This window comes from Terribacillus saccharophilus (assembly GCF_002272075.1).
In the GTDB taxonomy this organism is placed as follows: domain Bacteria; phylum Bacillota; class Bacilli; order Bacillales; family Amphibacillaceae; genus Terribacillus; species Terribacillus saccharophilus_A.
The window spans coordinates 56,781-78,801 of sequence record NZ_NPBJ01000022.1; the positions used below are offsets into that span (position 1 = coordinate 56,781).

Sequence of the window (22,021 nt, forward strand, 5' to 3'; positions counted from 1 at the left end):
CTTTTGGATTTAAGCTAATACAGTTGGCTGGAAATCAATTAATAGAATCGCACGTACACCTGGGCGATCCGCTTCCCCTTTTTTGATTGGGCTGACATAATGACTGACTGCCTCGTCATGTACTCCGTAGGATTCCAATGGCTTATGGATTTCAAAGCTTTCATGGAATTGACTGGAGTCTGCATCTTTCGGCAGCTTTCCTGCACAAGCAGGAGTCGCAATGATGTTAAGACCTCCAACAACGTTATCGCGCTTAATTAGATGAGCAAATGTAAATGGTTCCCCATCCTGATGAATCAGGTTAGGCGAAGAGACGCCCTCTTGTCCATCTTCTGTCACTTCCAGCTTTACGAAATGAATGCCTGCATGTACTGGCAGAATTAGATCTTCTTTACGCCAGAAAGTTTCGTGATAATCGTGCATGATGATTTTCTGTAATAATTTATTTTCCAGGATATGATCCGGAAGGGATGGAAATTCACGGTAGGAATCGACGTACTCTGGATTGAAGCGTCCTTGGAAATACTGCGCCATGCTTCCGTTTTCACGTTCAATACCAGGCAGCCATTCTAAACGGCCATCTTTGTCGAATATGATTGCCCGTGAATAGCGGCGGTAACGATTTAAATCCAAGGCATAGCTGTCTGCCGGCAGTGTATCGAAAACAGCCTGTATTTCAGCTAAATCCTGTTCCATCCCCTCATATGCCAGATCCTTTTGTAAGTCATATATGCTGTACCCTTGTTTCTCTAATGCGTTCATGCTTAAACCTCCACAAATCTTTAATCTTTCTCTATCATAATACATGCAGAGATAAAGGAACATGCTTTCGTTTGCGATTTTGTGACATTTGAACAGGAGTGACCTAAATGAGAAAATCCAAAGCAGAATTTGAGAAGCTCTTTCAGACAGCTTCTACTATTCAGAAGCTGCTGCAGGCCGGTGATGTACTATACAGCTCGATCGGTCCTTCCACCTACTTCTTCAGTCATGCCGGTATCGTCGGAAGCGATGGACGAATTTTTCATGCACATCCATCTGGCGGTATCACCGAATCATTAACATCATACCTGTCCCGTCACCATCATGGCGGTACAATCACGCTGCTCCGGCCAAAAATAGATCCGTCTGGTGCAGCAGAGTGGGCTGAACGTTCCATTAGCTTGATGAAAGGATACCGTTTTAGCCGCGCCTTGGCAGACCCTGCTTGGAATTATTGCACAAAGTTTGTATGGCAGGCATTCTGGAGCGGTGCCAGAACCGATTTGACCAGTGCCCGGAAACAGCTATCCAGACGCTGGATCTTCCCTCGCCATATCAAGCATTCGGCCCATTTTGAGCCGATCGCAAAATTCTCGCTCGAGTATCGGCTCTAGTCATAATTTTCTGGTAAAATATGAAGATAGTATGATTAAAGGGGGATTTTGAATGCAATTCGAACAGAAATTAGAAAAATACGCCGAGCTACTGCTGCATATCGGCTTGAAAGTAAAGCAAGGACAGGATTTGATGATTGTAGCCGATCTAGCTGCTGCTCCTTTTACAAAGGTGGTAGCTCAGAAAGCATACGAAGCTGGCTTACGTGATGTTATTGTCGATTATCAGGATGATAACATTACAAAAGCAAAAGTGAAGCTTGCAAAAGAAGATGATTTGGATTACTTCACTCCATTCCGCGGCCGTGTGTATGAAGAACTAGCAGCAGCCGATACTGCTTTCCTGGAGCTCAAAACACCGAATCCATCTCTCTTTGAGGGAATCGATTCTGCTAGAGTTGCCCGTTATACGAAAGCAATGGGCGCTGCCAGACAAGGCTATCAAGCCCACAAAACGAATGGCCGTGTGAACTGGCTAATTGCATCGGTGCCAACTGTAGAATGGGCCGAATCTGTTTTCCCTGATTCACAAGGCCAGTCAGCTATCGACAAGCTATGGGATGCTATCTTCTTCACAACTCGCTCTGATAAGGAAAATACAGTTGAGCTGTGGGAACAGCATGTTACAGCTATGAAAAAGAATGCTGACCATTTAAATGCACGTAACTATCGCAAGCTGCATTATAAGGGACCTGGAACAGATTTGACAATTGAACTGCATCCTGATTCCTTCTGGACTTGCGCCGAATTTATGAAAGAAGATGGCTCTACATATATCCCGAATCTCCCTACTGAAGAAGTATTTACTATTCCTGTAAAGACAGGAGTAAACGGAACAGTTAGCAGCACAAAACCATTGAATTATGCAGGAACTTTGCTAGAGAACTTCTCCCTTACCTTTGAGAAAGGAAAAGTGGTAGACTTCACAGCGGAAAAAGGCTATGAAACATTGAAGAATTTGCTTGAAACAGACGAAGGGGCACAATTCCTTGGAGAGGTTGCGCTAGTACCGCACCAGTCGCCTATTTCTCAGTCTGGGATCGTGTTCAATAATACTTTATTCGATGAGAATGCTTCCTGTCATTTGGCTCTTGGCCAAGCGATTGGCATGTGCGTAAAGGATGCTCGCAATAAATCAAAAGAAGAATTGATGGAAATAGGCTTTAACTACAGTCTGACCCATGTTGATTTCATGGTTGGTTCCGGAGAATTATCCATCACAGGCGAAACGCCAGATGGAACAACTGAAGCTATCTTCGAAAAAGGAAACTGGGCTTTTTAAAGACACAGAAAAGGAGCAGCGTAACGCTGCTCCTTTTGCTATGTACGACAAATCATGAGTACTTCTCGGTAATAGCCAAGCTGATGAGGACACAGTTCTTCATTCGCTACTTCGATCCGCTGACGTGGAGCTCCTGCAACAACTTCCGCTTCTACGCTTGCCGCTTTTCCCTCGACGAGCTTTTCCAAATCATTTACACGCATCCGTACGATTTGTAGCACTTCTTCGTTTAAAAGAATATCCGGCAGTTCCTCTAAGTAGTAGAAGAATTGGTGACAGAACTCCCGATCGACTAAATTTTTGGCGAATAATTCTTCTTGAATGATTCCTTTATAAAAAAGATCGCTCTCTTGAAGCGTAACACCCAATTCTTCCTGCACTTCACGTAAGCCTCCGACCACAGGCGTTTCGCCGCTTTCCAGATGACCAGCTGCAGTAATGTCGTATTTCCCGGGAAATTCACTTTTATTGAAAGAACGTTGCTGTAGATAAATGTATAGTTCTGTACCATCATGTTCTATAAACCAGCAGTGGAAAGTCTCATGCCAGTCTCCATCACGATGGACTTCCTCTCTTTCTTTCACCCCAAGCTCCCGATGCTGCTCATCGAAAATCGTCAATAGCTCCATGTTTTGCCCCCATACTTATTCCTTTTTTACTAATGTAAGCGATATCTCCAGGCTTGTCTACCGTATATTTCCAATCAGATCGAGTTATCGCGCATTTCCTCGACTAGTGGCATGATTTCGTTCGCGAACCGCACCATCTCCTGCATATGCGGCGAAAACTGAAGCAGCAAAAGACTGACACCAGCGTGCTCGTATGCAAGTATCCGCTGTGCAATTTGTAACGGGGTACCAACCAGATGCGGCCGAAGCCCTCTTGCAGAAACAGCATCATCGCTAATTTTGCTTTTTTGTGCCAGCTCTTCCTCTGTTACATATGATTCGTAATCTCCGCCGGTAATTCTTTCCCATTCCTGGTAGGCTTCTTCCTCCGTTTCACGGCAAATGACATAAGCTGTCATACCGAATTCGGTAAATGGAGATTTGCCAGCTGCCTCACGACGAATCTGCATATCAGCGATCATACTGGCCACTTCCTGTACAGAGCCGCCTTTCATTACATATGCATCACATTTCTCGGCAATTGTCTGCCGTAAATAGTCGCTTTCTCCACCAGCATATAATGGCGAAATCTCTTTGGTCTTGCCTGCCGGTAAATAATCGACATGCTGTACTTGATAGTACAAGCCATCATATGTGTAACTGCTAGCTGTCCAAACTCCGCGCAGCACTTCAAAGAATTCCTCTGTTTGCATATAGAAATCCTCTGATCCTGCAATATCACCATCTAGGCGTTTTTGCTCCTCTTCACGCAAGAAAGAAACGACCGCTAGTGAAAAACGGCTATTACTAATCTGATCAATCATTACTGCCTGTCTCGCTGCTTCCACAGGCTGATCGATGCTTGGCCGGACTGCCGCCATAATGTGCAATTTATCGGTTGCCTCCGCAATAGCGCCAGCAGCTTCCCAAAAGTTCAGCTGCTGACCGGCATTTTTTCCTTGGTATAGGTAGGTGTCTGGCAGGAAGACCGCATCGAATCCTAAGTTTTCAGCCGTATGCGCAGTTTCCTTCACATCTGACAGGCTAAGCGGTCCTCCATCTTCCACATGACGCAGCCAGCTGCTTGAAACTGGCTGCCAGTATGCATATTTCATTGTTATTACTCCTTTTGCACATAGGAAATCCTACCGAACGACACATCGATTCTACTAAAAAAGCTTCTTCGATGAGAAGAAGCTCTGTATTGCAGCCGTCGTCATCTTATCACGCAGCTTTTGCTGCAGGTCGTAGCACCTTCCTGCAGGACTGCCCTCCTACAGTGGGTTGCCGGGCTTCATCGGGCCTTTCCCTCCACCACTCGTTATAAGATTTCTTATGAATTGTACTTCCTACTATACCAGATTAGCAGTGTCTGATTCAAACAGAATAACTGCTATTGCTTACGCTGATGTGCCTCCATCAAAAGACGGTACCCATCTTGTCTTGCTTTCTCTTCATAAACTGGACTGGTGAGCATGAACTCAACTTCCCCGCCGTAATAGTCTTCCAGCTCTTCAAGCTGCTGCAGCACCTCAGTTGGTGTCCCAATTACCATGGTAGGACGATTGTCCTCAAGACGCTCTTTTTCATAAGGAGACATTTTGTAGTCTGCTGCCTTATCCGGGCGCAGCATCCCTTTGACTGGTCTCCCTTGTTCCTGAAGCAGCGATGCAACTTCATGACTTTTCGCCAGCGCTTGTGCAGCTGCTGTCGTCTCCGCACAGAATAAAAACAGACTTACCATCATTTGCGGCTGATGCTTCCCTTCTTGGAAGGCTTTCTGATACACATCCAGCACTGCTGCATCTTTATCTCCACGTATGAATTGGGCATAAGCGAACCCGATTCCATGATATGCAGCAAGACCAGCGCTGCCTGCGCTTCCGCCAAGGAGCCAGACAGACGGAGCAGTGTTAATGTTCGGCATTGCTACCAGATCTCCGAAGCGATGCTTTTCTTCTTTTCTTATATCCAAATAATGAAGCAAATCACGTATTTGCCGATCATACCAATCCTCCGGTACAGCCTTATGCTCCTGCAGTGCCCTTTTTGCGGCTGGCATACCGCCAGGAGCCCTCCCGATCCCAAGGTCGATCCTTCCTGGATGAAGTGCTTCGAGCAATCTTGCATTTTCAGCCACTTTATACGCACTATAATGAGGCAGCATAACACCGCCTGATCCGATACGGATGCGGGAGGTTTTGGCAGCAAGATGCCCCATCAGAAGCTCTGGACTGCTATGAGCCAAGCTGCCAGCGTGATGTTCGGACACCCAAAAGCGCGTATACCCAAGCTGATCAGCGAGCTCTGCCAGCCTCACTGTTTCTTCCAATGCATCTGCCGCATTGCCATCTTCTTTGATTCGGGATTGATCCAATATACTAAGCTTCATTCTACCCACTCCTTCTTTGTATCATATCCTGTGCGAAAGACTTTTAAAAACAATCCGTTTTTCTGTATGCTAGAAATGACCGAATAAAAAGGATGGTGCTCAAATGATCGGATTTATCGGATTAGGAATCATGGGACAAAACATGGCAGCAAACCTGCTCGAAAAAGGCGAACAATTAGTAGTCTTTAATCGCACAAAAGAAAAAGCCCAAGCACTATTGGATAAAGGTGCTAACTGGGCAGAATCGCCACGGCAAGTCGGGGAACAAGCTGATATCGTATTTACGATGCTGACAGACCCAGCTGCTGTCCAAGCAGTTGCTTATGGGGAAGATGGACTTTTCAGCGGCATGAAGGAAAATAGTTTGTGGGTGGATGTCAGTACCGTAAAACCTGCGTTCACAAAAGAGATGGCTGAAGCTTCTCGTGCGCATCATATCCGTTTTGTTGATGCACCCGTATCAGGTTCAAAGGCTCCGGCGCAGCAAGGTAAACTGCACTTTCTAGTTGGCGGAGACGAACAAGATGTTAAAGAGATCACCCCGCTGCTTGAGAAAATGGGACAAAGCATCCAGCATATGGGCGTCAATGGTAATGGCTCATCTACTAAGCTTGCAGTGAATATGCTGCTTGTTCAGTCTCTGACTGGTTTATCTGAAGCAATCAGCTTTGGGGAAGCAGTCGGTCTTGATCGGGAGCATCTGATGGATGTATTGCTCGCCCTGCCTGTGACAAGTGATATCCAAGCTGGGAAACGGGATACGATTCTCCAGCAGAACTTTGATCCGCAATTTCCTCTGGAGCATGCATACAAAGACTTGCAGCAGATTTCCGAAACAGCTTATGAAGCAGGCGCTCCTCTTCCGATGACAAACAGTGTTAAAGAACTGTATGCATTAGCGAAAAAGAACGGCTATGGCAAACAGGATGTCGCTGCCGTTTATGCACTTTTAGCAAGAGATTGACACATATTAGACAAAGAATCCGAATTTTTTCGGATTCTTTTTTTATTCTCATCTATTATTTTTAATTAACATTGGCATATTAACAATATGTACAGGGTATGTAGGCATAAGGTACTTAATTCATGTGAAGTAATTTTTTTGCTTATTTTCACCAAATTATAATCATTATTATCTGTATGATTTATTAAATTTTTTAAATCAGTTAAAAATAGGCACCCTACCAGCAGAATACTTTTATATCAATATTTTTATGCTAAGATAATTATGGTTTTATTAATTTATTATCTTTCTAAAGGGGTCTTCATCATGGCTGATTCATCTAACAAACCAAAACGGGAGGTCAAATGGATTCCGCTCCTAATCACTGTATTGATCGGCGTAATCCTTTGGTTCGTCCCTTCACCAGATGGTGTACAAGCAGAAGCATGGCATTTATTTGCTATCTTCGTCGCTACGATCATCGGTCTGATCATTAAACCGATGCCAATGGGCAGTGTCGCTATCCTTTCGCTGACGGCTATCGTTTTGACGAAGACACTCGGACTAGAAGAAGCGTTGAGCGGATTCCAGAATAGTACAATCTGGCTCATCGTCATTGCGTTCTTTATTTCCAGAGGTTTCATCAAAACTGGTCTCGGGTCCAGAATTGCCTATTTGTTCGTGCGCCTATTCGGTAAAAAGACTTTAGGCTTGTCTTACTCGTTGATCGGCAGTGACTTGATTCTGTCACCGGCCATGCCATCTAATACTGCTCGTGCCGGCGGTATCATTTTCCCAATCATCCAGTCATTATCAAGTTCATATGGTTCTAAAAGCGGTGATGGTACAGAGCGCAAAATTGGTTCCTTCCTGACTTTTGCATCCTACCAAGGAAACGGGATCACTTCAGCAATGTTCCTGACAGCAATGGCAGCAAACCCATTGGCAGCCAGTGCTGCTGAGAGTGTTACTGGTCAATCAATCTCATGGGGAAGCTGGATTCTTGCTTCCATCGTGCCTGGTATCATCAGTTTGATTGTTATTCCTTTCGTCATCTTCAAGCTGTATCCTCCTGAAATCAAGGAGACACCGAAGGCGACTGAAATGGCTACAGAGAAATTACAAAGCATGGGTAAACTAAAGCGCTCTGAATGGTATATGATCGGCGTATTCCTGCTTCTCCTTGTATTGTGGATTTTCGGCGAAAGCTTCGGAATCGGCTCTACGACTGCAGCATTCATCGGACTTGTCGTTCTATTACTGACAGAAGTATTGACTTGGTCTGATATCAAACAAGAACAAGGTGCATGGGATACACTCGTATGGTTCGCTGTGCTTGTTATGATGGCGAATTACTTGAACGAACTTGGTCTTGTACCTTGGTTCAGTGATATTATGGGGAATGTTGTAAGTACACTTTCATGGCCTGTGGCATTGCTTGTATTGGCTATCGTGTATTTCTACTCTCATTATTTCTTTGCGAGTAACACAGCACATGTGAGCGCCATGTACGCAGCCTTTCTTTCAGTAGTTGTGGCTGCTGGTGCGCCGCCATTATTGTCAGCCCTATTGTTAGCTTTCTTCAGTAACTTGTTCGGCTGTCTGACACACTACGGCAGTGGTCCTGCACCGGTATTCTTTGGCGCTGGCTTCGTCACCCAGCAAAAATGGTGGGGGCTCGGCTTCCTCATCTCCATTATTCACTTGATCGTCTGGATCGGTATCGGCGGACTATGGTGGAAACTAATTGGTCTATGGTAAAAAAAACAGGAATCCTTATGGATTCCTGTTTTTTATTTGCTTGTATAAGTAGCAGAATCTGCCGCTTCAATAAACGGACTCAAGTTGCCAACGCTGTACATATGCAGTTCATGCATCGCTCGTGTACAAGCTGTATAAAGTAAAGTGCGTTCCGATTCATGGCCATACGCCTCATCTGAGACATCATACAGTATAACCGCATCGAACTCGATACCTTTGGCCAAATAAGCCGGAATAACCGATAAACCTTTTTTGTATTGGGAAGTTGTCTCAGTAATCAGATCAGCTTCCATTTCTTCCTTGATCCAGTTATGCGCTTCTTTGCTCTCTTTGCTTGTCTTAGCGATAACTGCAATTGTTTCATAGCCTGATTCCTGCAAAGAACGGATTTTCTCCAGGACTAGTCGGCGTCTTTCCGTTTCACCATTCGCTTTCGTCAGCGTCGGAAGCTCTCCATCCCGGTTGAATGGCTGGATTTGCTTGGCATGGTCCAGGAGTTCCTTCGTGAAGTCGACTATCTGTCTTGTCGAACGATAGCTGCGCCATAGCTCGATCCGATGGCTGTCAGCTGTATTACCAGAGAGTACATTCTCCCCTGTCAGAGCATGCGCCTGAATTGCTTGGTTGATATCACCAAGCAATGTCATTCTCGCATTAGGGAAGGCCTGCTGTAAATAAGCGAATTGGAAAGCAGAATAATCCTGCGCTTCATCAATAAGCACATAACGGATTGTTTTATCCGAACGATCACCAAGCACCTTATCACGGAAATAGACAAATGGCGTCACATCTTCCCAATTCATGTACTTGCGAATAAGATTTTTCTTGGTTGTTTCATAAAGATCCGTCCATGATGCTGGCATTTCCGGTCGTCTTTCAGCTGTCAGCATACGCAAGTAAGACTTTTTCACATTGATGAAAGCATGCTTACGCACTTTCTTGATCAACGGGCGAAGCTTCCTTTCGACAACCCACTTGCGAAGGATCTCTTCTTCCTGCTTGTTCTCCTCAAAGTCATCTGTATCTGTGCGGTCTTTCTTCTGAAGCTCGGAAAAGGCTTGGACATAGTCTTCCTTCTCCATCAGCTCTACTTCTTCCCGCACCCAATCTTTCCTTGTTTCCCACTCACCCCAAAGCTGCAGCTTCTCTACGATCCAAGCTGCGGTCAGCTCTGCTCGATTCGAAAGTGGTAAAGAATTGGATAGACTATAGAAATGAGATTGGATTTCCTGTTTGCTCACGATGCGCTGCTTACGGAAGCTGACATCTTTGAAGATAAGCCCAGCTTGTTTGAATTCTTCCAGCTTGTCATCGATATACCGTTTGAAATCAAGACTTGCTTTATACTGAATCCCAGCCAGTCGCTGCTCTTTTTCCTCTCCGGAAGCAAGCAGCATATACTCCATTTGTTCGAATGGTGTCTCGATTGTCTCTCTGCCTTCCAGCTGAGCATCCATATGGGCATAAAAAGTGGCTTGTTTCATATTATCTTCGCCAAGCTCTGGCAGGACATTGGAGACATAGCTGTTGAACAGCGGGTTCGGCGACAACAGCACAATATTTTCTGCTGTAATGCGATCACGATAATGATAGAGCAAGTACGCAACACGCTGCAGTGCAGCCGATGTTTTTCCGCTGCCTGCTGCTCCTTGTACAATTAAATTAGCTGCTGACTCATTGCGGATGATTTGATTCTGCTCTTTCTGAATCGTAGCTACGATACTTTTCATCTCCGTACTTGCGTTACCGCCCAGAACATACTGCAGCAGGCTATCGCCAATCGTTACTCCAGTATCGAACAAGGCTTCTAGCTTTCCGTTACGGATGATGAACTGGCGTTTAAGTGTCATGTCCCCTTGTATTTTACCTTCGATCGTTTCATATGAAGCACCACCAGGTGAGAAATCATAATACATACTGGAGATTGGTGCACGCCAATCGTAAATAAGGAAATCCTCTTCTTTCTCATCCATCAGACTCGCTAAGCCTACGTAGATTTCTTCGTCGTGATCAGCGCCCTCTTCCCTGAAATCAATACGGCCAAAGTAAGGGTTGCGCTGCAGTCGATCCAGCGTCTTCACTTCATTGTGAATCTGCTGATGTGTCCGCTCTCGTTCACCTAAAAGCTCTGCTTGCTGCTTCAAGCTAGCCTGTGTTTCATTCACATCATCCGCTTCATCCAGGTTTACCGTTACATCCTCCCAGAAGTTCTTACGCAGATCGATTACTTTTTCTCTCAGACCTTGTATTAAGCCTGCTGTTTTTTCTCGTTTCTTTTCAATCGTCTCTTGGACGCTGGCCACACGGGCTTGTTCGTCCTTCAAATCCTTTTCATCTTCTGTCATAGCGACGTCCCTCCAAAACAATTGACATTTATATATAAATATTGTATAATTTTAAATGGTTTGCTAAATTATGTTATATTAGCAGAACATCCTCTATTTTACCATGTTCATTGTTCCCCTGCAATTTTTCTCTATCCGGTTATTTCCAGGCTATCCCTTTGCATATCCTTTCTATTCGTGTGTATAATTAGTTAGGGAATCGAAATATTAACGCGAAAGAAGTGTTTTTCATTCATGACAGACGAACAGCTCGCAAAGCGTAATTTGTTTATCATGTGGTTTGCCAACTTCTTCATTTCGGCGAGCCTGAGTATGATCATGCCATTTCTGTCCTTATATATTTCATCATTCGGCACATTATCTGAACGGGAGGTTCAGAGTTGGTCAGGTATCATTTTCGGGGTGACTTTTGTTACCGCATTCATCTGCTCGCCCTTCTGGGGGAAACTCGGTGACCGGCATGGACGAAAGTTGATTCTGATCATATCTTCCTTCGGCATGGGGGTTTCCATTCTCCTGCTCGGATTCACCGAAAATGTTTGGCAGCTATTCATGCTTCGTGTATTCATGGGAATCTTTACAGGCTTTATCGGCATATCTCAAGCATTCATATCGACACAAACACCTAGCCACATTGCTGGAAGAGTGCTTGGCACCTTACAAACCGGCAGTATCACTGGTATGCTTTTCGGCCCGCTGATTGGCGGAATTCTTGCAGACAGTATCGGCTTCCATGGCACTTTCCTGCTTGTATCGATAAGTGTCTTCACCTCTGCCATCTTGGTCACTTTCGGCACAAAGGAATATCCGGTCAAGATTCAAAAAGGCGAAAAGTCACACTACACCTCAAGAGAAGTGCTGGCGCATATTCTGCGTGACCCGATTTTATTAGTTGTACTCATCTTAAGTTCATTGATTCAGATTGCCAACTTCAGTGTTCAGCCGATACTTTCTTTATATGTACAAGAGCTACACGGACCTGAGAATATCGCATTCTACTCTGGTATCGCATTTTCAGCGGCCGGTCTCGGCAATCTGCTCATGACAAGGACTTGGGGGAAGCTTGGCGACCGTATCGGGTATGTGAAGATTCTGATTGGACTTATTTTTGCTGCTGGTATCGTTTATATACCTGGCGCTTTGGTTGGTTCTGTTTGGGAACTCGCTGTCGTCCGCCTGCTCCTCGGCATGGCGATCGGTGGAATCATTCCTTTACGAGTAGCCTATATCCGGCAAGCAGCTCCGCTTACGATGCAAGGAGAAGTACTCGGATATAATAACAGCCTCCGGTTCCTCGGAAACTTCATCGGTCCGATACTTGGCGGTATGATGGCTGGTTACTTCGGCTTTTCAGCAGTATTTTACATGACAAGTGCACTGCTCATTATCTGCGGCATTACCTTGCTCACTGCACACATCCGGAATGCTCGTGCAAAAACACGAACCTCTTCCATTTAAAAAAGATTGCCGATATGTTCGGCAATCTTTTTTTTTTACATATTAAAGCTTCGGACGGCAATCGCTTCGATTTCAACATTCGCCCCTTTAGGCAGTTTGGAAATCTCTACTGTTGCACGTGCCGGGAATGGCTCGGACAAATGACGTCCGTATACTTCATTCACAGCTGTAAAGTCATCCAGGGATGTAAGGAAGATCGTTGTCTTGACAACTTGATCGAATGATAATCCGGCTTCATCCAAGATTGCAGCCAGGTTTTTCATCACTTGATCTGTTTGTTCCTCAATCGTCTGTGCCATTTCTCCTGTTGCCGGATCCAATGGAATCTGACCGGAAATATAGACAGTTCCTGCAGTTTCAACCGCTTGGGAATAAGGTCCGATTGCTTGTGGTGCTTTGTCAGTTTGAATGATATTGCGCATACATATCTCTCCTATTTAAAACAGATTTTTGAAGAAGTCACCTATCGACTTGAAGAAATCCTTCACACTTTGCCAGAAACCATCATTACCGGCCACTTCATCGATCTTGTCCTGGATTGTAGTAGCGATGTCATCAAGCTGTGATTTCACGCCATCGAAATTGATATCCAGTTCCCGCATTTTATCGAAGAGGTCAATAAGCAGCTGACGATCTTCATCGCTCAGGCTGATTTCCAGCTTGCTCAGCTGATCTGTTACAATCTGCTCGACATCTTCCCGAGTTGCAGGATTTTGCTCGGCAATTTCCTGTTTGATATCCGTTAAGAGCTGGGTAACCTTCTCGTTATCCAAGCCTTCCTTCTGCGCTAAATCTGTCGCAAGATCCAGCTCGTCATTGGCTACCTCTGTCCGTTCCGGATCAAGATTACCGTCTGCTGTATCGTACGCTTTGTAAATGCCTGTCAAAGCAGAATGGCCGCTAACCTTCACCGGGGAAGCTACCTCTACTGTCGCATCCTCGATACCAGCTGTCAGCAAAGCATTTTTGTACATATCTACCGTCACCTGCGTAATATTGTCAGGTGTAACGATTTGGACAGCCAACCCATGTCCCTCATCTTCTCTTGTGATCATCGCCGAAGAATACATTCTGGAATTAGCATCTCCATTTATGTATTTCACGATATCATCGGCTGTAACCGGAATTTCTTCTATATTATCCGTATTTGTAACACCTAGGTCTTCTCTGACTTGTTCTTTTTGTGCTTCTGATAATGAATCTCCAACTACGACAATCGGCAAGCCGAATTTTTCATTGATACTATCCGTGTTCTTTCCTGTACTTGCGGATACAACATCGGAAAAGGTAAAGCTGAACATCAAAGCAACGGCGAAACAAGCCGCTATGCATTTGGTTAACCCTCTCATGGAAATGATCCACCTTTTCTTCATTATGGTCTTGCTTTCCCCATTATAAGCTTTTCTAGGAATAAATAAAGCATTATCCTAGCATGTAGAAAAGGCCGACATACAAAAAGAGCTGTATCACTAGTGATACAGCCCTCTACTAAGAACGCTTCTGAACAGAACCATCTTTTTTGTGGATAATCGTCTCTGTCCCTTTATTATCTGCAATCTCTTTCGCTCGTTTAATTGCGTCCTGCTTGTTATCGAAGACCTGTGACGGGCGTTTTGATCCTTTTGATTGCACTGCCCAGCCATCATCATGTGGAACTACTTCCTCCGCATTATCAATCAAATCCGGATTACTATGTGAGGCATTTGAGTCACGTTTTGTCGGATCATCGTTCTTCAGAAAGTCCTTTACTTCCTTTTCAGAAGCATTCGACTTCCACTCTTTCGCCTGATTGGTTGCAATGGGAATAGCTCTGCCTTCGTCATAGCCTTCATCCACCATAGCATTGGCAATTTCTATGGCTTTCTTTTTTACTGGCTTGTCCAGGTTTTTAAGCGAAGCAGGATAATCGTCCATGGTCCATGGCATGCTAAAAACTCCTTTGCGTTTTTTATGTATATACTATTCCCCCTGCTGCTTCTATGAAACGCTATAAGCAAAAGAGTTGTATGAGCAGTTTTCCCGTCTTACAATTGCCCTATTACCAAAAAGGAGATGATAGCACATGGCGAAAAACGAAGAAATCCAATTGGCTAAACGTCCGGAAGGCACTCCAACAGAAGAAAACTTCCGCTTTGTCGAAACAGAAATACCAGAACTTGAAGAAGGACAGGTGCTCATCAAGAGCATCTATATCAGTGTGGATCCATATATGCGCGGCAGAATGAGTGATGCAAAATCCTATGTAGCGCCTTATGAACTGGACGCTCCGATTTCGGGCGGCATCGTAGGTCAGGTAACCGAATCAAAATCAGATCAATTACAAAAAGGTGACTATGTACTTGGAAACCTCCCTTGGGCTCGTTACAATGCAGCGAATGTTGAGAATCTGCAAAAAGTAGATCCGGAGCTCGGACCGATTTCCACTGCATTAGGCGTGATGGGAATGCCTGGTCTTACAGCATACTTCGGTTTGACTGATATCGGCGAACCGAAATCCGGTGAAACAGTTGTTGTTTCAGGCGCAGCTGGTGCAGTCGGTTCAACCGTTGTCCAAATTGCTAAAATCCTCGGTGCACGTGTTGTCGGTATTGCTGGCTCTCCGAAAAAACTTGATTATGTGAAAAACACACTCGGTGCAGATGAAGTAATCAACTATAAGGAAGACAATGTAGCAGAAGCATTGGAGAAAGCATGCCCAAGCGGCGTCGATGTCTACTTCGATAACGTAGGCGGATCCGTCTCCGACGCAGTTTACCCACTGCTCAACGCACACGCACGCATTCCGCTCTGCGGCAGCATTTCTTCTTATAATAAGAAAGAAGATCAAGGACCTCGCGTCCACGGCTATCTCGTTAAATCCAAAGCCAAAATGCAAGGCTTCATTGTAGGCGACTACAGCGACAAGTTCGCTGAAGGAAAGAAACAGTTATCTGAATGGTTCAGCCAAGACAAACTTACATTTGAAGAAAATGTAGTGGATGGTTTTGAAAATGTGCCAGACGCTTTTCTTGGATTGTTTAAGGGTGAGAACCTCGGGAAACAGTTAGTGAAGGTAGCGGAAACAGAATAATAAAAAATGCCTGATAGAAATTAATCTGTCAGGCATTTTTTATTATAGATAAGCAGCAAAATATAGAGAGAAAATTATCAATTCTGCACTATTTGAATAAGGTTACCGCTAGTATCATTGAAGACAGCTAATGTGACTTCTCCCATTTCTGTTGGCTCTGTTGTAAACTTCACGCCATGCTTTAATAAACGATTATACTCTTCATTAATATCAGCAACTTCAAACATTGTTGCGGGAATACCTTGAACAAATAGCTTCTCTTGATACTCTTTTGCTGCAGGATTGTTATTTGGTTCAAGCAGAAGTTCAGTGCCGTTTTTATCATCGGGAGAAACTAAGGTTATCCACCTAAATTCTCCGGCAGGCTCATCATGTTTTTTTAAAAATCCAAGCGTTTTTGTATAGAATTCCAAAGCTTTGTCTTGATCCTCTACGAATATACTGGTAATAGTGATTCTCATGCTGTTCTTACCTCCTTCATATATGCAGCGCTCAATGCTCCGTCAACAACCCTGATTCTAACAGATAAACATTGATACATTAATTCTTTCTTCAAACAATAAACTAGTTATTGCACATAATAACACCGGAAGACAACCACAACAATATACTATCCCTGTTCATTGAAGTACCTAGATTGGGTTAACTGGATCTCGCACGTACTAGTTTACATTAAAAAGATTACTTTATCCGTTATTACTTCCCTTAAATCCTAGTTTTTTATGACTGGGTTTTCATATATGCAGACAATCTTGAATTGTGGATCGGCACCTATTATCCGAATATTCTATCAAATATATTGTATAATATGTATAGTAATTATTTAATACTTATATCTAAAATGAGGTGTATACCCATGCTATTTATAATATTATTCGGACCGCTTGCATTAGTGATAATAACAGCGTTACTGCTAACGAGAAGTCAAAAAAATCTACCAATCGATAATCATCGCAATTCCACTGAAAGAGCGAAAGTTGATTCGGAAAATTACAGGAACATCAATCATAACGGCGGCTGATAAGCTTCTATTAAATTTCATGGCAAAAAAGAGGTATCTCCTGATGGAGATACCTCTTTTTTCAGCTGCTTACTAGCTCTTCTTATCTATTATCCACTTTCTCCGGATACATATCATGGTTCATCATGCGATGATCTGCCATTTGCTCATACTTCGTGCCTGGACGGCCGTAGTTGACGTATGGATCGATAGAAATTCCGCCGCGTGGTGTGAACTTGCCCCATACTTCGATGTAGCGTGGGTTCATCAGTTCTTTCAGGTCGTTTAGAATGATGTTGATGCAGTCTTCATGGAAATCTCCATGATTACGGAAGCTGAATAAATAAAGCTTCAGTGATTTACTTTCCACCATTTTTTCATCCGGAATATAGCTGATATAAACCGTACCGAAATCAGGCTGGTTCGTGATTGGACACAGTGTCGTGAATTCCGGACAGTTGAATTTCACGAAGTAATCACGGTATGTGTGTTTATTATCAAAGGTTTCGAGAACCTCGGGTTTATAGTCGAAATCGTAGACATTGTTTTGGTTGCCAAGCAATGTTACGTCTTCCATTTCTTCAGGATTTCTTCCTGCCATTTGTATTCCTCCTTGCAAACTTTTACACAAGCGTTTCTTATTATAAATGATTTTCTCTGTTTTGTCTCATGAAGGCGATGACCTCAGCATCCGTCGGCATTCCGGCTTGCGCGCCGTGTGATCCGATCTGCAGAGCGGCTGCTGCGTTTGCATAGCTGCAAGCTTCTGACAGCGAACTGCCGCTTGCCAGCTTCAGTCCGAGTGCTGCATTGAATGTGTCGCCAGCACCTGTCGTGTCGACTGCAGACACAGGGAACGCTGCCACATGGCCGCCACTGTAGACAACGCCTTCTTCACCTTTTGTTATAACAAGTTTATCGGGAAATTTCTTTAATGCCTCATTGATGTCCTCAAAAAGAATCATCGCTTCCGATTCATTCGGCGTGATGTAAGCAGCCTGATTGATAATTTCTTCAGGAAGCGACTGTGCTGGAGCTGGATTCAGTATGTAAGGCACATTTACCTCTTTACAACACTTCGCAGCTGCCGCTACTGTCTCTAACGGAATCTCAAGCTGAATGAGGACGATATCACTGTTTTGGATAACATCTCGTTTTGTCTCGATATAATCCGGCGTCAGCTGAAAGTTTGCTCCTGGAATAACAGTAATGCTGTTATCTCCATCCACTACCTGAATGACAGCAACGCCAGATGATGTGTCGGCACTTCCTATGTGCTCTGTTTCTACACCTTCCCGACGGAGAACCTGCGTTAATTCATTCCCGAAAGGATCCTTACCGACCATGCCAATCATTGTAACATCTGCACCAAGCCGCGCTGCAGCTACGGCCTGATTGGCCCCCTTGCCGCCAGGAAAGGTCTCGAAACGTTCGCCGAGTATTGTCTCCCCTGCTGCTGGGCGTTTATTTGAAGTGGCTGTCAAATCCATATTGAGGCTGCCAATTATCGTTATTCTCGGCTGCTGCGACATAGCTAGTCCCCCTTTAAAATACGATCGTTTTATTGCCGAAGACAATTACCCGATCATCTATATGCCATTTAATTGCCCGCATAAGTACACTGCGTTCGACAAGACGGCCGACACGTTTCAAATCTTCCGCTTTATCCTTATGATTGACCCGATGGATATCTTGTTCGATGATTGGACCTTCATCCAAATCAGAAGTCACATAATGACTTGTTGCCCCGATCAGTTTCACACCGCGATCAAAGGCACGCTCATATGGTTTTGCGCCAATGAAGGCCGGGAGGAAGCTATGATGAATATTAATGATATTATTCTTATAATTCTCTAGGAAACCAGGTGTCAAAATCTGCATGTATCTTGCAAGAATGACGGTATCGATGTTGTATTGTTCCAATAGCTCAAGCTGCTGACGCTCTGCTTGCTGGCGGATATCTTTATTTGCAGGAATGTGATAGAAAGGTATATTGTAGGATTTCGCCAGTTCCCTCGCGTCTTCATGATTGCTGACGATCACAGAAAGATCAGCCATGAGATGTCCGCTTTCATATTCCCAAAGAATCTCCTGCAGGCAATGCAGCTCTTTTGAGACGAAGAGCGCTAATTTCTTCAGATTCCGTACGCGCACAAGCTGCCAATCCATTTTGAAATGGTCCGCTATTTGCTGGAATCCGTGCTCCAGCTGCTGCTGTGTGTCGCCATCTTGCTGGCACTCGAATTCAATCCGAAGGAAGAAGCTTCCTCCATCAGGATCTGTTGTATATTGATTTGATTCCATAATATTTGCTTGCTGTTTATAAAGAAACTCAGAAACCGCTGCAACAATCCCCGGCTGATCAGGACAGGAAATGACGATCCGATATCTGTTTTCATTCTGCTGCTGGAAAGCTTTGATTTTTTCTAGATAATGTACGGTCATGACTAACCTCCTAATATTCTTCTATCTTAACGATTGTATCTTGTTTCTACAACAGGGAATTCTGACAAAAAAATACGATTCCAAATGATTGGAATCGTATGTATTGTATGAGTGGAGAGAAGCTTTATTCACCAGCAATCTGTTTCAATGTTTCAATACAGAAATCAACTTCCGCTTTATTCGTATTAAGCGGCGGCAAAATCCGAAGTACATGCTCTCCTGCTACTAGCACGAGCAAGCCGAGATCCCGTGCCTGATTGACAAGGTCAATTGCTTTACCTGTTGTACCAAGACCAATCAGGAGTCCTTTTCCACGCACATCAGTAAATGCACTTGAAGCAGCTGCGATGTTCTCCAGCTCACTGCGGAAATAGTCAGCGGTCTCTTGTACTTCAACCAGAAATTGAGGATTCGCAATTACTTCCAATGTCGACTTGCCAGCTGCTGCTGCAACCGGATTACCTCCGAAAGTGCTGCCATGACTGCCCGCTTCAAATGCCGCCGCTGCTTTACCTGTTGCCAGCATAGCCCCAATCGGAATACCTGAAGCCAGTCCTTTTGCGGTTGTCAGCACATCCGGTTCCAGCTCGTACTGCTCATAAGCATAAAGCGTGCCGGTACGGCCGACTCCAGTTTGTACTTCATCCAGCATAAACAGTACATCGTGCTCCTTACAAAGACGCTCCACTTCCTTTACCCAGGCAGGATCAGCCGGGATAACGCCGCCTTCTCCTTGGACAAGCTCCAATAATACACCACATGTATCCGGACCGATCAGCTCATCAAGTGCTTCAACATCATTATAAGGAAGATGGCGGAAACCTTTCACTAGCGGTGCGAAATACTTTTGTATCTTTTCCTGGCCAGTTGCAGCCAATGTCGCTAAAGTCCGGCCGTGGAACGATTGACTGAAAGTAACTACCTCAAAGCCGGTCGTTCCTTTCACCTTCTGGGCATAGCTGCGTGCCAGTTTGATTGCTGCTTCATTTGCCTCTGCACCACTATTGGCGAAAAATACTTGATCAGCAAAAGTATGGGCAGTCAAAAGCTCCGCTAATTGCTCTTGTACTGGTATACGATATAGATTGGAACAATGCCAAATGGTGTCCAGCTGTTCCTTGACTGCTTCCTTGACTGTTGGTGGAGCGTGACCTAAATTGCAAGTAGCAATTCCTGCAGTATAATCCAGGTATTGCTTACCGTCAGCATCCCAGACATAGCTTCCTTCTCCTTTTGCGATAGAGATCGGGAATCTGCTATAAGTCGGCATGACAGAAGATACTGCTGTATTCGTTTCAGACATGATGTGCCTCCTCTGATAATGTTATGGTAGTACCTGCGACTTTCCCTTCCACTAACTGCAGCAAACTGTCATCAGATAGCCCATTGACGATAGTAACTTTTCCAGCTCCATGCTCCAATGCTTCCAGGGCTGCCCGAACCTTCGGGATCATACCATCCTTAATCAATCCTTCAGCCATCATTTGCTTTAATTCACTGTCTGTTACATTCGTGAGCATCTGCTTCTGTCCATTCACTTGCCTATAAATGCCCGGGATGTCACTTATAAAGCATAGCTCCGCATTCAAGGCTCGCGCGATAGCTGATGCCGCTAAATCGGCATTGATGTTGAATCGTGAATTGCCCTCACCGCCAGCAAGCGGAGAAATGACGGGGATATTGTCTTGTGAGACAATTTGCTCGATAAGCGCCGTATTCACTTCTGTCACATTACCGACAAGTCCGAGTTTATCTGCATTCGCAACAGGTTCTGCATAAAGCAGCTTGCCGTCAAGACCGCTGACACCATACGCATCCGTTCTGCTCATCAGCTTACGGACAAGAAACTTATTCACAGCTCCGCTAAGCGCCATCTCGACAACATCAAGCACCTCTTCGGTCGTCACCCGAAGGCCATCGACAAATTCCGTCTTCACGCCTGTTTGTTCCAGCAGTTCATTGATCAGCTTACCGCCTCCATGGACGATGACAGGCTTCCAATCACCCTGCTTTTGAACAGCAGCGATATTATCATAGAAATTATCCGGCAGCTGGTCGATAATACTGCCGCCGCATTTTATAATAAGAAATTTCATTCCGCTGCCCCCTTCACGTCCGGTAAGAAACATTGATTTTGACGTAATCGTATGACAGATCACAGCCCCAGGCAGTCGCTTCCCCGGTTCCTTCCTGCAAATCGATTGTGATTACAACATTGTCCTGCTTTAAGTGTTCGCTAGCTTCCGTCTCATCAAATAATGCGGGTGTGCCTTCCTGTACAACCAATACATCCCCGAGCCAAACTGAAATTTTCTCAGGAGAGAATGCTGCACCGCTGTAACCCGCTGCAGTAATGATTCGGCCCCAATTCGGATCCGATCCATATACTGCCGCTTTCACTAGACTGGAAGCAACGACCGACTTCCCGATCTTCCGTGCCTCTTCTGATGATTGCGCCTGCTTTACACGAACTTCAACTAGCTTTGTCGCACCTTCCCCGTCACGGGCGATTTTCTTTGCTAATTCCTGTGACACATACTGGAAAGCAGCGCAGAATTTGTCCCATTCCGGATGACTTGGATTTAGCTCCTTGTTGCCTGCTTTTCCGTTTGCAAGAACAAGCACCATATCATTTGTGCTCGTATCTCCGTCTACTGTGATCATATTGTAGGATTTATCCGTCGTCTTCCGCAGCTGATTCTCCAGTACACCAGCTGAAATAACAGCGTCCGTTGTCACGAAGGCTAACATAGTGGCCATATTCGGATGAATCATGCCAGATCCTTTTGCGGCTCCGCCAATCGTGATTGGTACCCCATCAATTTCTACACTGACTGCAATTTGCTTTGTGCAAGTATCTGTTGTCAAGATGGCCTGAGCGAAATCCTCTGCCTTGCCTTCTCCAGAAATCGAATGAATCCCCGACATTATCTTATCCATCGGCAGCTGGACGCCAATCAGTCCAGTTGATGCTACCGCCGCATGCTGCACTTGAATCCCGAGCTGATCTGAGAAAGCTTTGCGCATCGCATAAGCATTTGCCAAACCCTCTTCTCCGGTACATGCATTCGCATTGGCGCTATTTACTACAATTGCCTGCAGCTTCCCCTCTTGCTGAATACTTTCTTCTGTCACAAGAAGCGGAGCTGCCCGAAAAGAATTCAATGTATATACTCCAGCAGCGGCTGCTGGCACTTCTGAATAGACCCATCCCATATCAAGCTTGTTATGCTTGCGGAGACCAATTGCGACACCGCCAGCCTGGAATCCGTTTGGACTGGTGATATTGCCGTTTTCAATAACTGTATATATCGCCTGTTCTGTCTTTATCATTTGATCCC

Annotated in this window: 21 protein-coding genes and 1 riboswitch; of the genes, 6 read left to right on the forward strand and 15 right to left on the reverse strand. The window is 44.8% G+C overall.

What is annotated here, in order from left to right:
• Positions 1-9 precede the first annotated feature (9 nt).
• Positions 10-762 (reverse strand): 2OG-Fe dioxygenase family protein, encoded by a 753-nt coding sequence (locus tag CHH48_RS11450; RefSeq protein ID WP_095219212.1) that lies wholly within the window; start codon positions 760-762, stop codon positions 10-12.
• A 107-nt stretch (positions 763-869) separates the two neighbouring features.
• Here CHH48_RS11450 and CHH48_RS11455 point away from each other — a divergent pair, with 107 nt between their 5' ends.
• Both CHH48_RS11455 and CHH48_RS11460 read left to right on the forward strand, forming a co-directional pair.
• Positions 870-1,376: a hypothetical protein gene (locus tag CHH48_RS11455; RefSeq protein ID WP_095219211.1), complete on the forward strand. Its 507-nt coding sequence runs from the start codon at positions 870-872 to the stop codon at positions 1,374-1,376.
• A 52-nt stretch (positions 1,377-1,428) separates the two neighbouring features.
• On the forward strand, positions 1,429-2,658 hold the full coding sequence (locus CHH48_RS11460) for an aminopeptidase (RefSeq protein ID WP_095219210.1): 1,230 nt from the start codon (positions 1,429-1,431) through the stop codon (positions 2,656-2,658).
• Between the two features lie 38 nt (positions 2,659-2,696).
• Here the strand turns inward: CHH48_RS11460 and CHH48_RS11465 are convergent, their stop codons facing one another.
• The 3 genes from CHH48_RS11465 to CHH48_RS11475 all read right to left on the reverse strand — a co-directional run bounded on the left by CHH48_RS11465 (position 2,697) and on the right by CHH48_RS11475 (position 5,658).
• The gene (locus tag CHH48_RS11465) at positions 2,697-3,287 is read right to left on the reverse strand and encodes an NUDIX hydrolase (RefSeq protein ID WP_095219209.1); all 591 of its coding nucleotides are present in this window, start codon (positions 3,285-3,287) and stop codon (positions 2,697-2,699) included.
• A 74-nt stretch (positions 3,288-3,361) separates the two neighbouring features.
• Positions 3,362-4,381, reverse strand: coding sequence for an LLM class flavin-dependent oxidoreductase (locus CHH48_RS11470; RefSeq protein WP_095219208.1), 1,020 nt, complete (start codon positions 4,379-4,381; stop codon positions 3,362-3,364).
• 103 nt (positions 4,382-4,484) lie between these two features.
• A riboswitch (SAM riboswitch) is annotated at positions 4,485-4,596 on the reverse strand.
• A gap of 63 nt (positions 4,597-4,659) precedes the next feature.
• A complete protein-coding gene (locus tag CHH48_RS11475; RefSeq protein ID WP_095219207.1) occupies positions 4,660-5,658 on the reverse strand; it encodes an LLM class flavin-dependent oxidoreductase in 999 nt (332 codons plus the stop codon).
• Between the two features lie 103 nt (positions 5,659-5,761).
• On the opposite strand from CHH48_RS11475, the gene CHH48_RS11480 reads away from it, so the two are divergent.
• Entirely contained in the window at positions 5,762-6,622 is an 861-nt protein-coding gene (locus CHH48_RS11480) for an NAD(P)-dependent oxidoreductase (protein ID WP_095219206.1), read from the forward strand.
• Between the two features lie 306 nt (positions 6,623-6,928).
• A complete protein-coding gene (locus tag CHH48_RS11485) occupies positions 6,929-8,362 on the forward strand; it encodes an anion permease (RefSeq protein WP_095219205.1) in 1,434 nt (477 codons plus the stop codon).
• 32 nt (positions 8,363-8,394) lie between these two features.
• On the opposite strand, the gene helD is transcribed toward CHH48_RS11485, so the two are convergent.
• Positions 8,395-10,707 carry an RNA polymerase recycling motor HelD gene (gene helD, locus CHH48_RS11490; RefSeq protein WP_095219204.1) on the reverse strand — a complete coding sequence of 771 codons (2,313 nt, stop codon included), beginning with the start codon at positions 10,705-10,707 and terminating at the stop codon, positions 8,395-8,397.
• A gap of 234 nt (positions 10,708-10,941) precedes the next feature.
• Between helD and CHH48_RS11495 the strand changes: the two genes are divergently transcribed.
• On the forward strand, positions 10,942-12,165 hold the full coding sequence (locus CHH48_RS11495; RefSeq protein WP_095219203.1) for an MFS transporter: 1,224 nt from the start codon (positions 10,942-10,944) through the stop codon (positions 12,163-12,165).
• A gap of 35 nt (positions 12,166-12,200) precedes the next feature.
• Here CHH48_RS11495 and CHH48_RS11500 read toward each other — a convergent pair whose 3' ends face one another.
• From CHH48_RS11500 to CHH48_RS11510, 3 genes are all read right to left on the reverse strand, one after another.
• Positions 12,201-12,587, reverse strand: coding sequence for a RidA family protein (locus CHH48_RS11500; RefSeq protein WP_095219202.1), 387 nt, complete (start codon positions 12,585-12,587; stop codon positions 12,201-12,203).
• 15 nt (positions 12,588-12,602) lie between these two features.
• Positions 12,603-13,514, reverse strand: a complete 912-nt coding sequence (locus CHH48_RS11505) for a DUF1002 domain-containing protein (protein ID WP_095219201.1) — start codon at positions 13,512-13,514, stop codon at positions 12,603-12,605.
• 139 nt (positions 13,515-13,653) lie between these two features.
• Complete coding sequence (locus CHH48_RS11510) at positions 13,654-14,091, reverse strand: DUF2188 domain-containing protein (protein ID WP_095219200.1); 438 nt, start codon at positions 14,089-14,091, stop codon at positions 13,654-13,656.
• 136 nt (positions 14,092-14,227) lie between these two features.
• Here CHH48_RS11510 and CHH48_RS11515 point away from each other — a divergent pair, with 136 nt between their 5' ends.
• A complete protein-coding gene (locus CHH48_RS11515) occupies positions 14,228-15,235 on the forward strand; it encodes an NADP-dependent oxidoreductase (protein ID WP_095219199.1) in 1,008 nt (335 codons plus the stop codon).
• A 77-nt stretch (positions 15,236-15,312) separates the two neighbouring features.
• Here the strand turns inward: CHH48_RS11515 and CHH48_RS11520 are convergent, their stop codons facing one another.
• The 7 genes from CHH48_RS11520 to argJ all read right to left on the reverse strand — a co-directional run bounded on the left by CHH48_RS11520 (position 15,313) and on the right by argJ (position 22,013).
• Positions 15,313-15,696 (reverse strand): VOC family protein, encoded by a 384-nt coding sequence (locus tag CHH48_RS11520; protein WP_095219198.1) that lies wholly within the window; start codon positions 15,694-15,696, stop codon positions 15,313-15,315.
• A 642-nt stretch (positions 15,697-16,338) separates the two neighbouring features.
• Positions 16,339-16,836, reverse strand: a complete 498-nt coding sequence (queF, locus tag CHH48_RS11525) for a preQ(1) synthase (protein ID WP_038563780.1) — start codon at positions 16,834-16,836, stop codon at positions 16,339-16,341.
• Between the two features lie 40 nt (positions 16,837-16,876).
• On the reverse strand, positions 16,877-17,767 hold the full coding sequence (gene rbsK / locus CHH48_RS11530; RefSeq protein WP_095219197.1) for a ribokinase: 891 nt from the start codon (positions 17,765-17,767) through the stop codon (positions 16,877-16,879).
• Positions 17,768-17,780: 13 nt separating this feature from the next.
• A complete protein-coding gene (gene purU, locus CHH48_RS11535; RefSeq protein ID WP_095219196.1) occupies positions 17,781-18,680 on the reverse strand; it encodes a formyltetrahydrofolate deformylase in 900 nt (299 codons plus the stop codon).
• A gap of 124 nt (positions 18,681-18,804) precedes the next feature.
• A complete protein-coding gene (locus tag CHH48_RS11540; RefSeq protein WP_095219195.1) occupies positions 18,805-19,983 on the reverse strand; it encodes an acetylornithine transaminase in 1,179 nt (392 codons plus the stop codon).
• A complete protein-coding gene (gene argB / locus CHH48_RS11545) occupies positions 19,976-20,776 on the reverse strand; it encodes an acetylglutamate kinase (RefSeq protein WP_095219194.1) in 801 nt (266 codons plus the stop codon). The genes CHH48_RS11540 and argB overlap by 8 nt, the downstream gene beginning before the upstream one ends.
• A 13-nt stretch (positions 20,777-20,789) precedes the next feature.
• Entirely contained in the window at positions 20,790-22,013 is a 1,224-nt protein-coding gene (gene argJ / locus CHH48_RS11550; protein WP_095219193.1) for a bifunctional glutamate N-acetyltransferase/amino-acid acetyltransferase ArgJ, read from the reverse strand.
• Positions 22,014-22,021 lie beyond the last annotated feature (8 nt).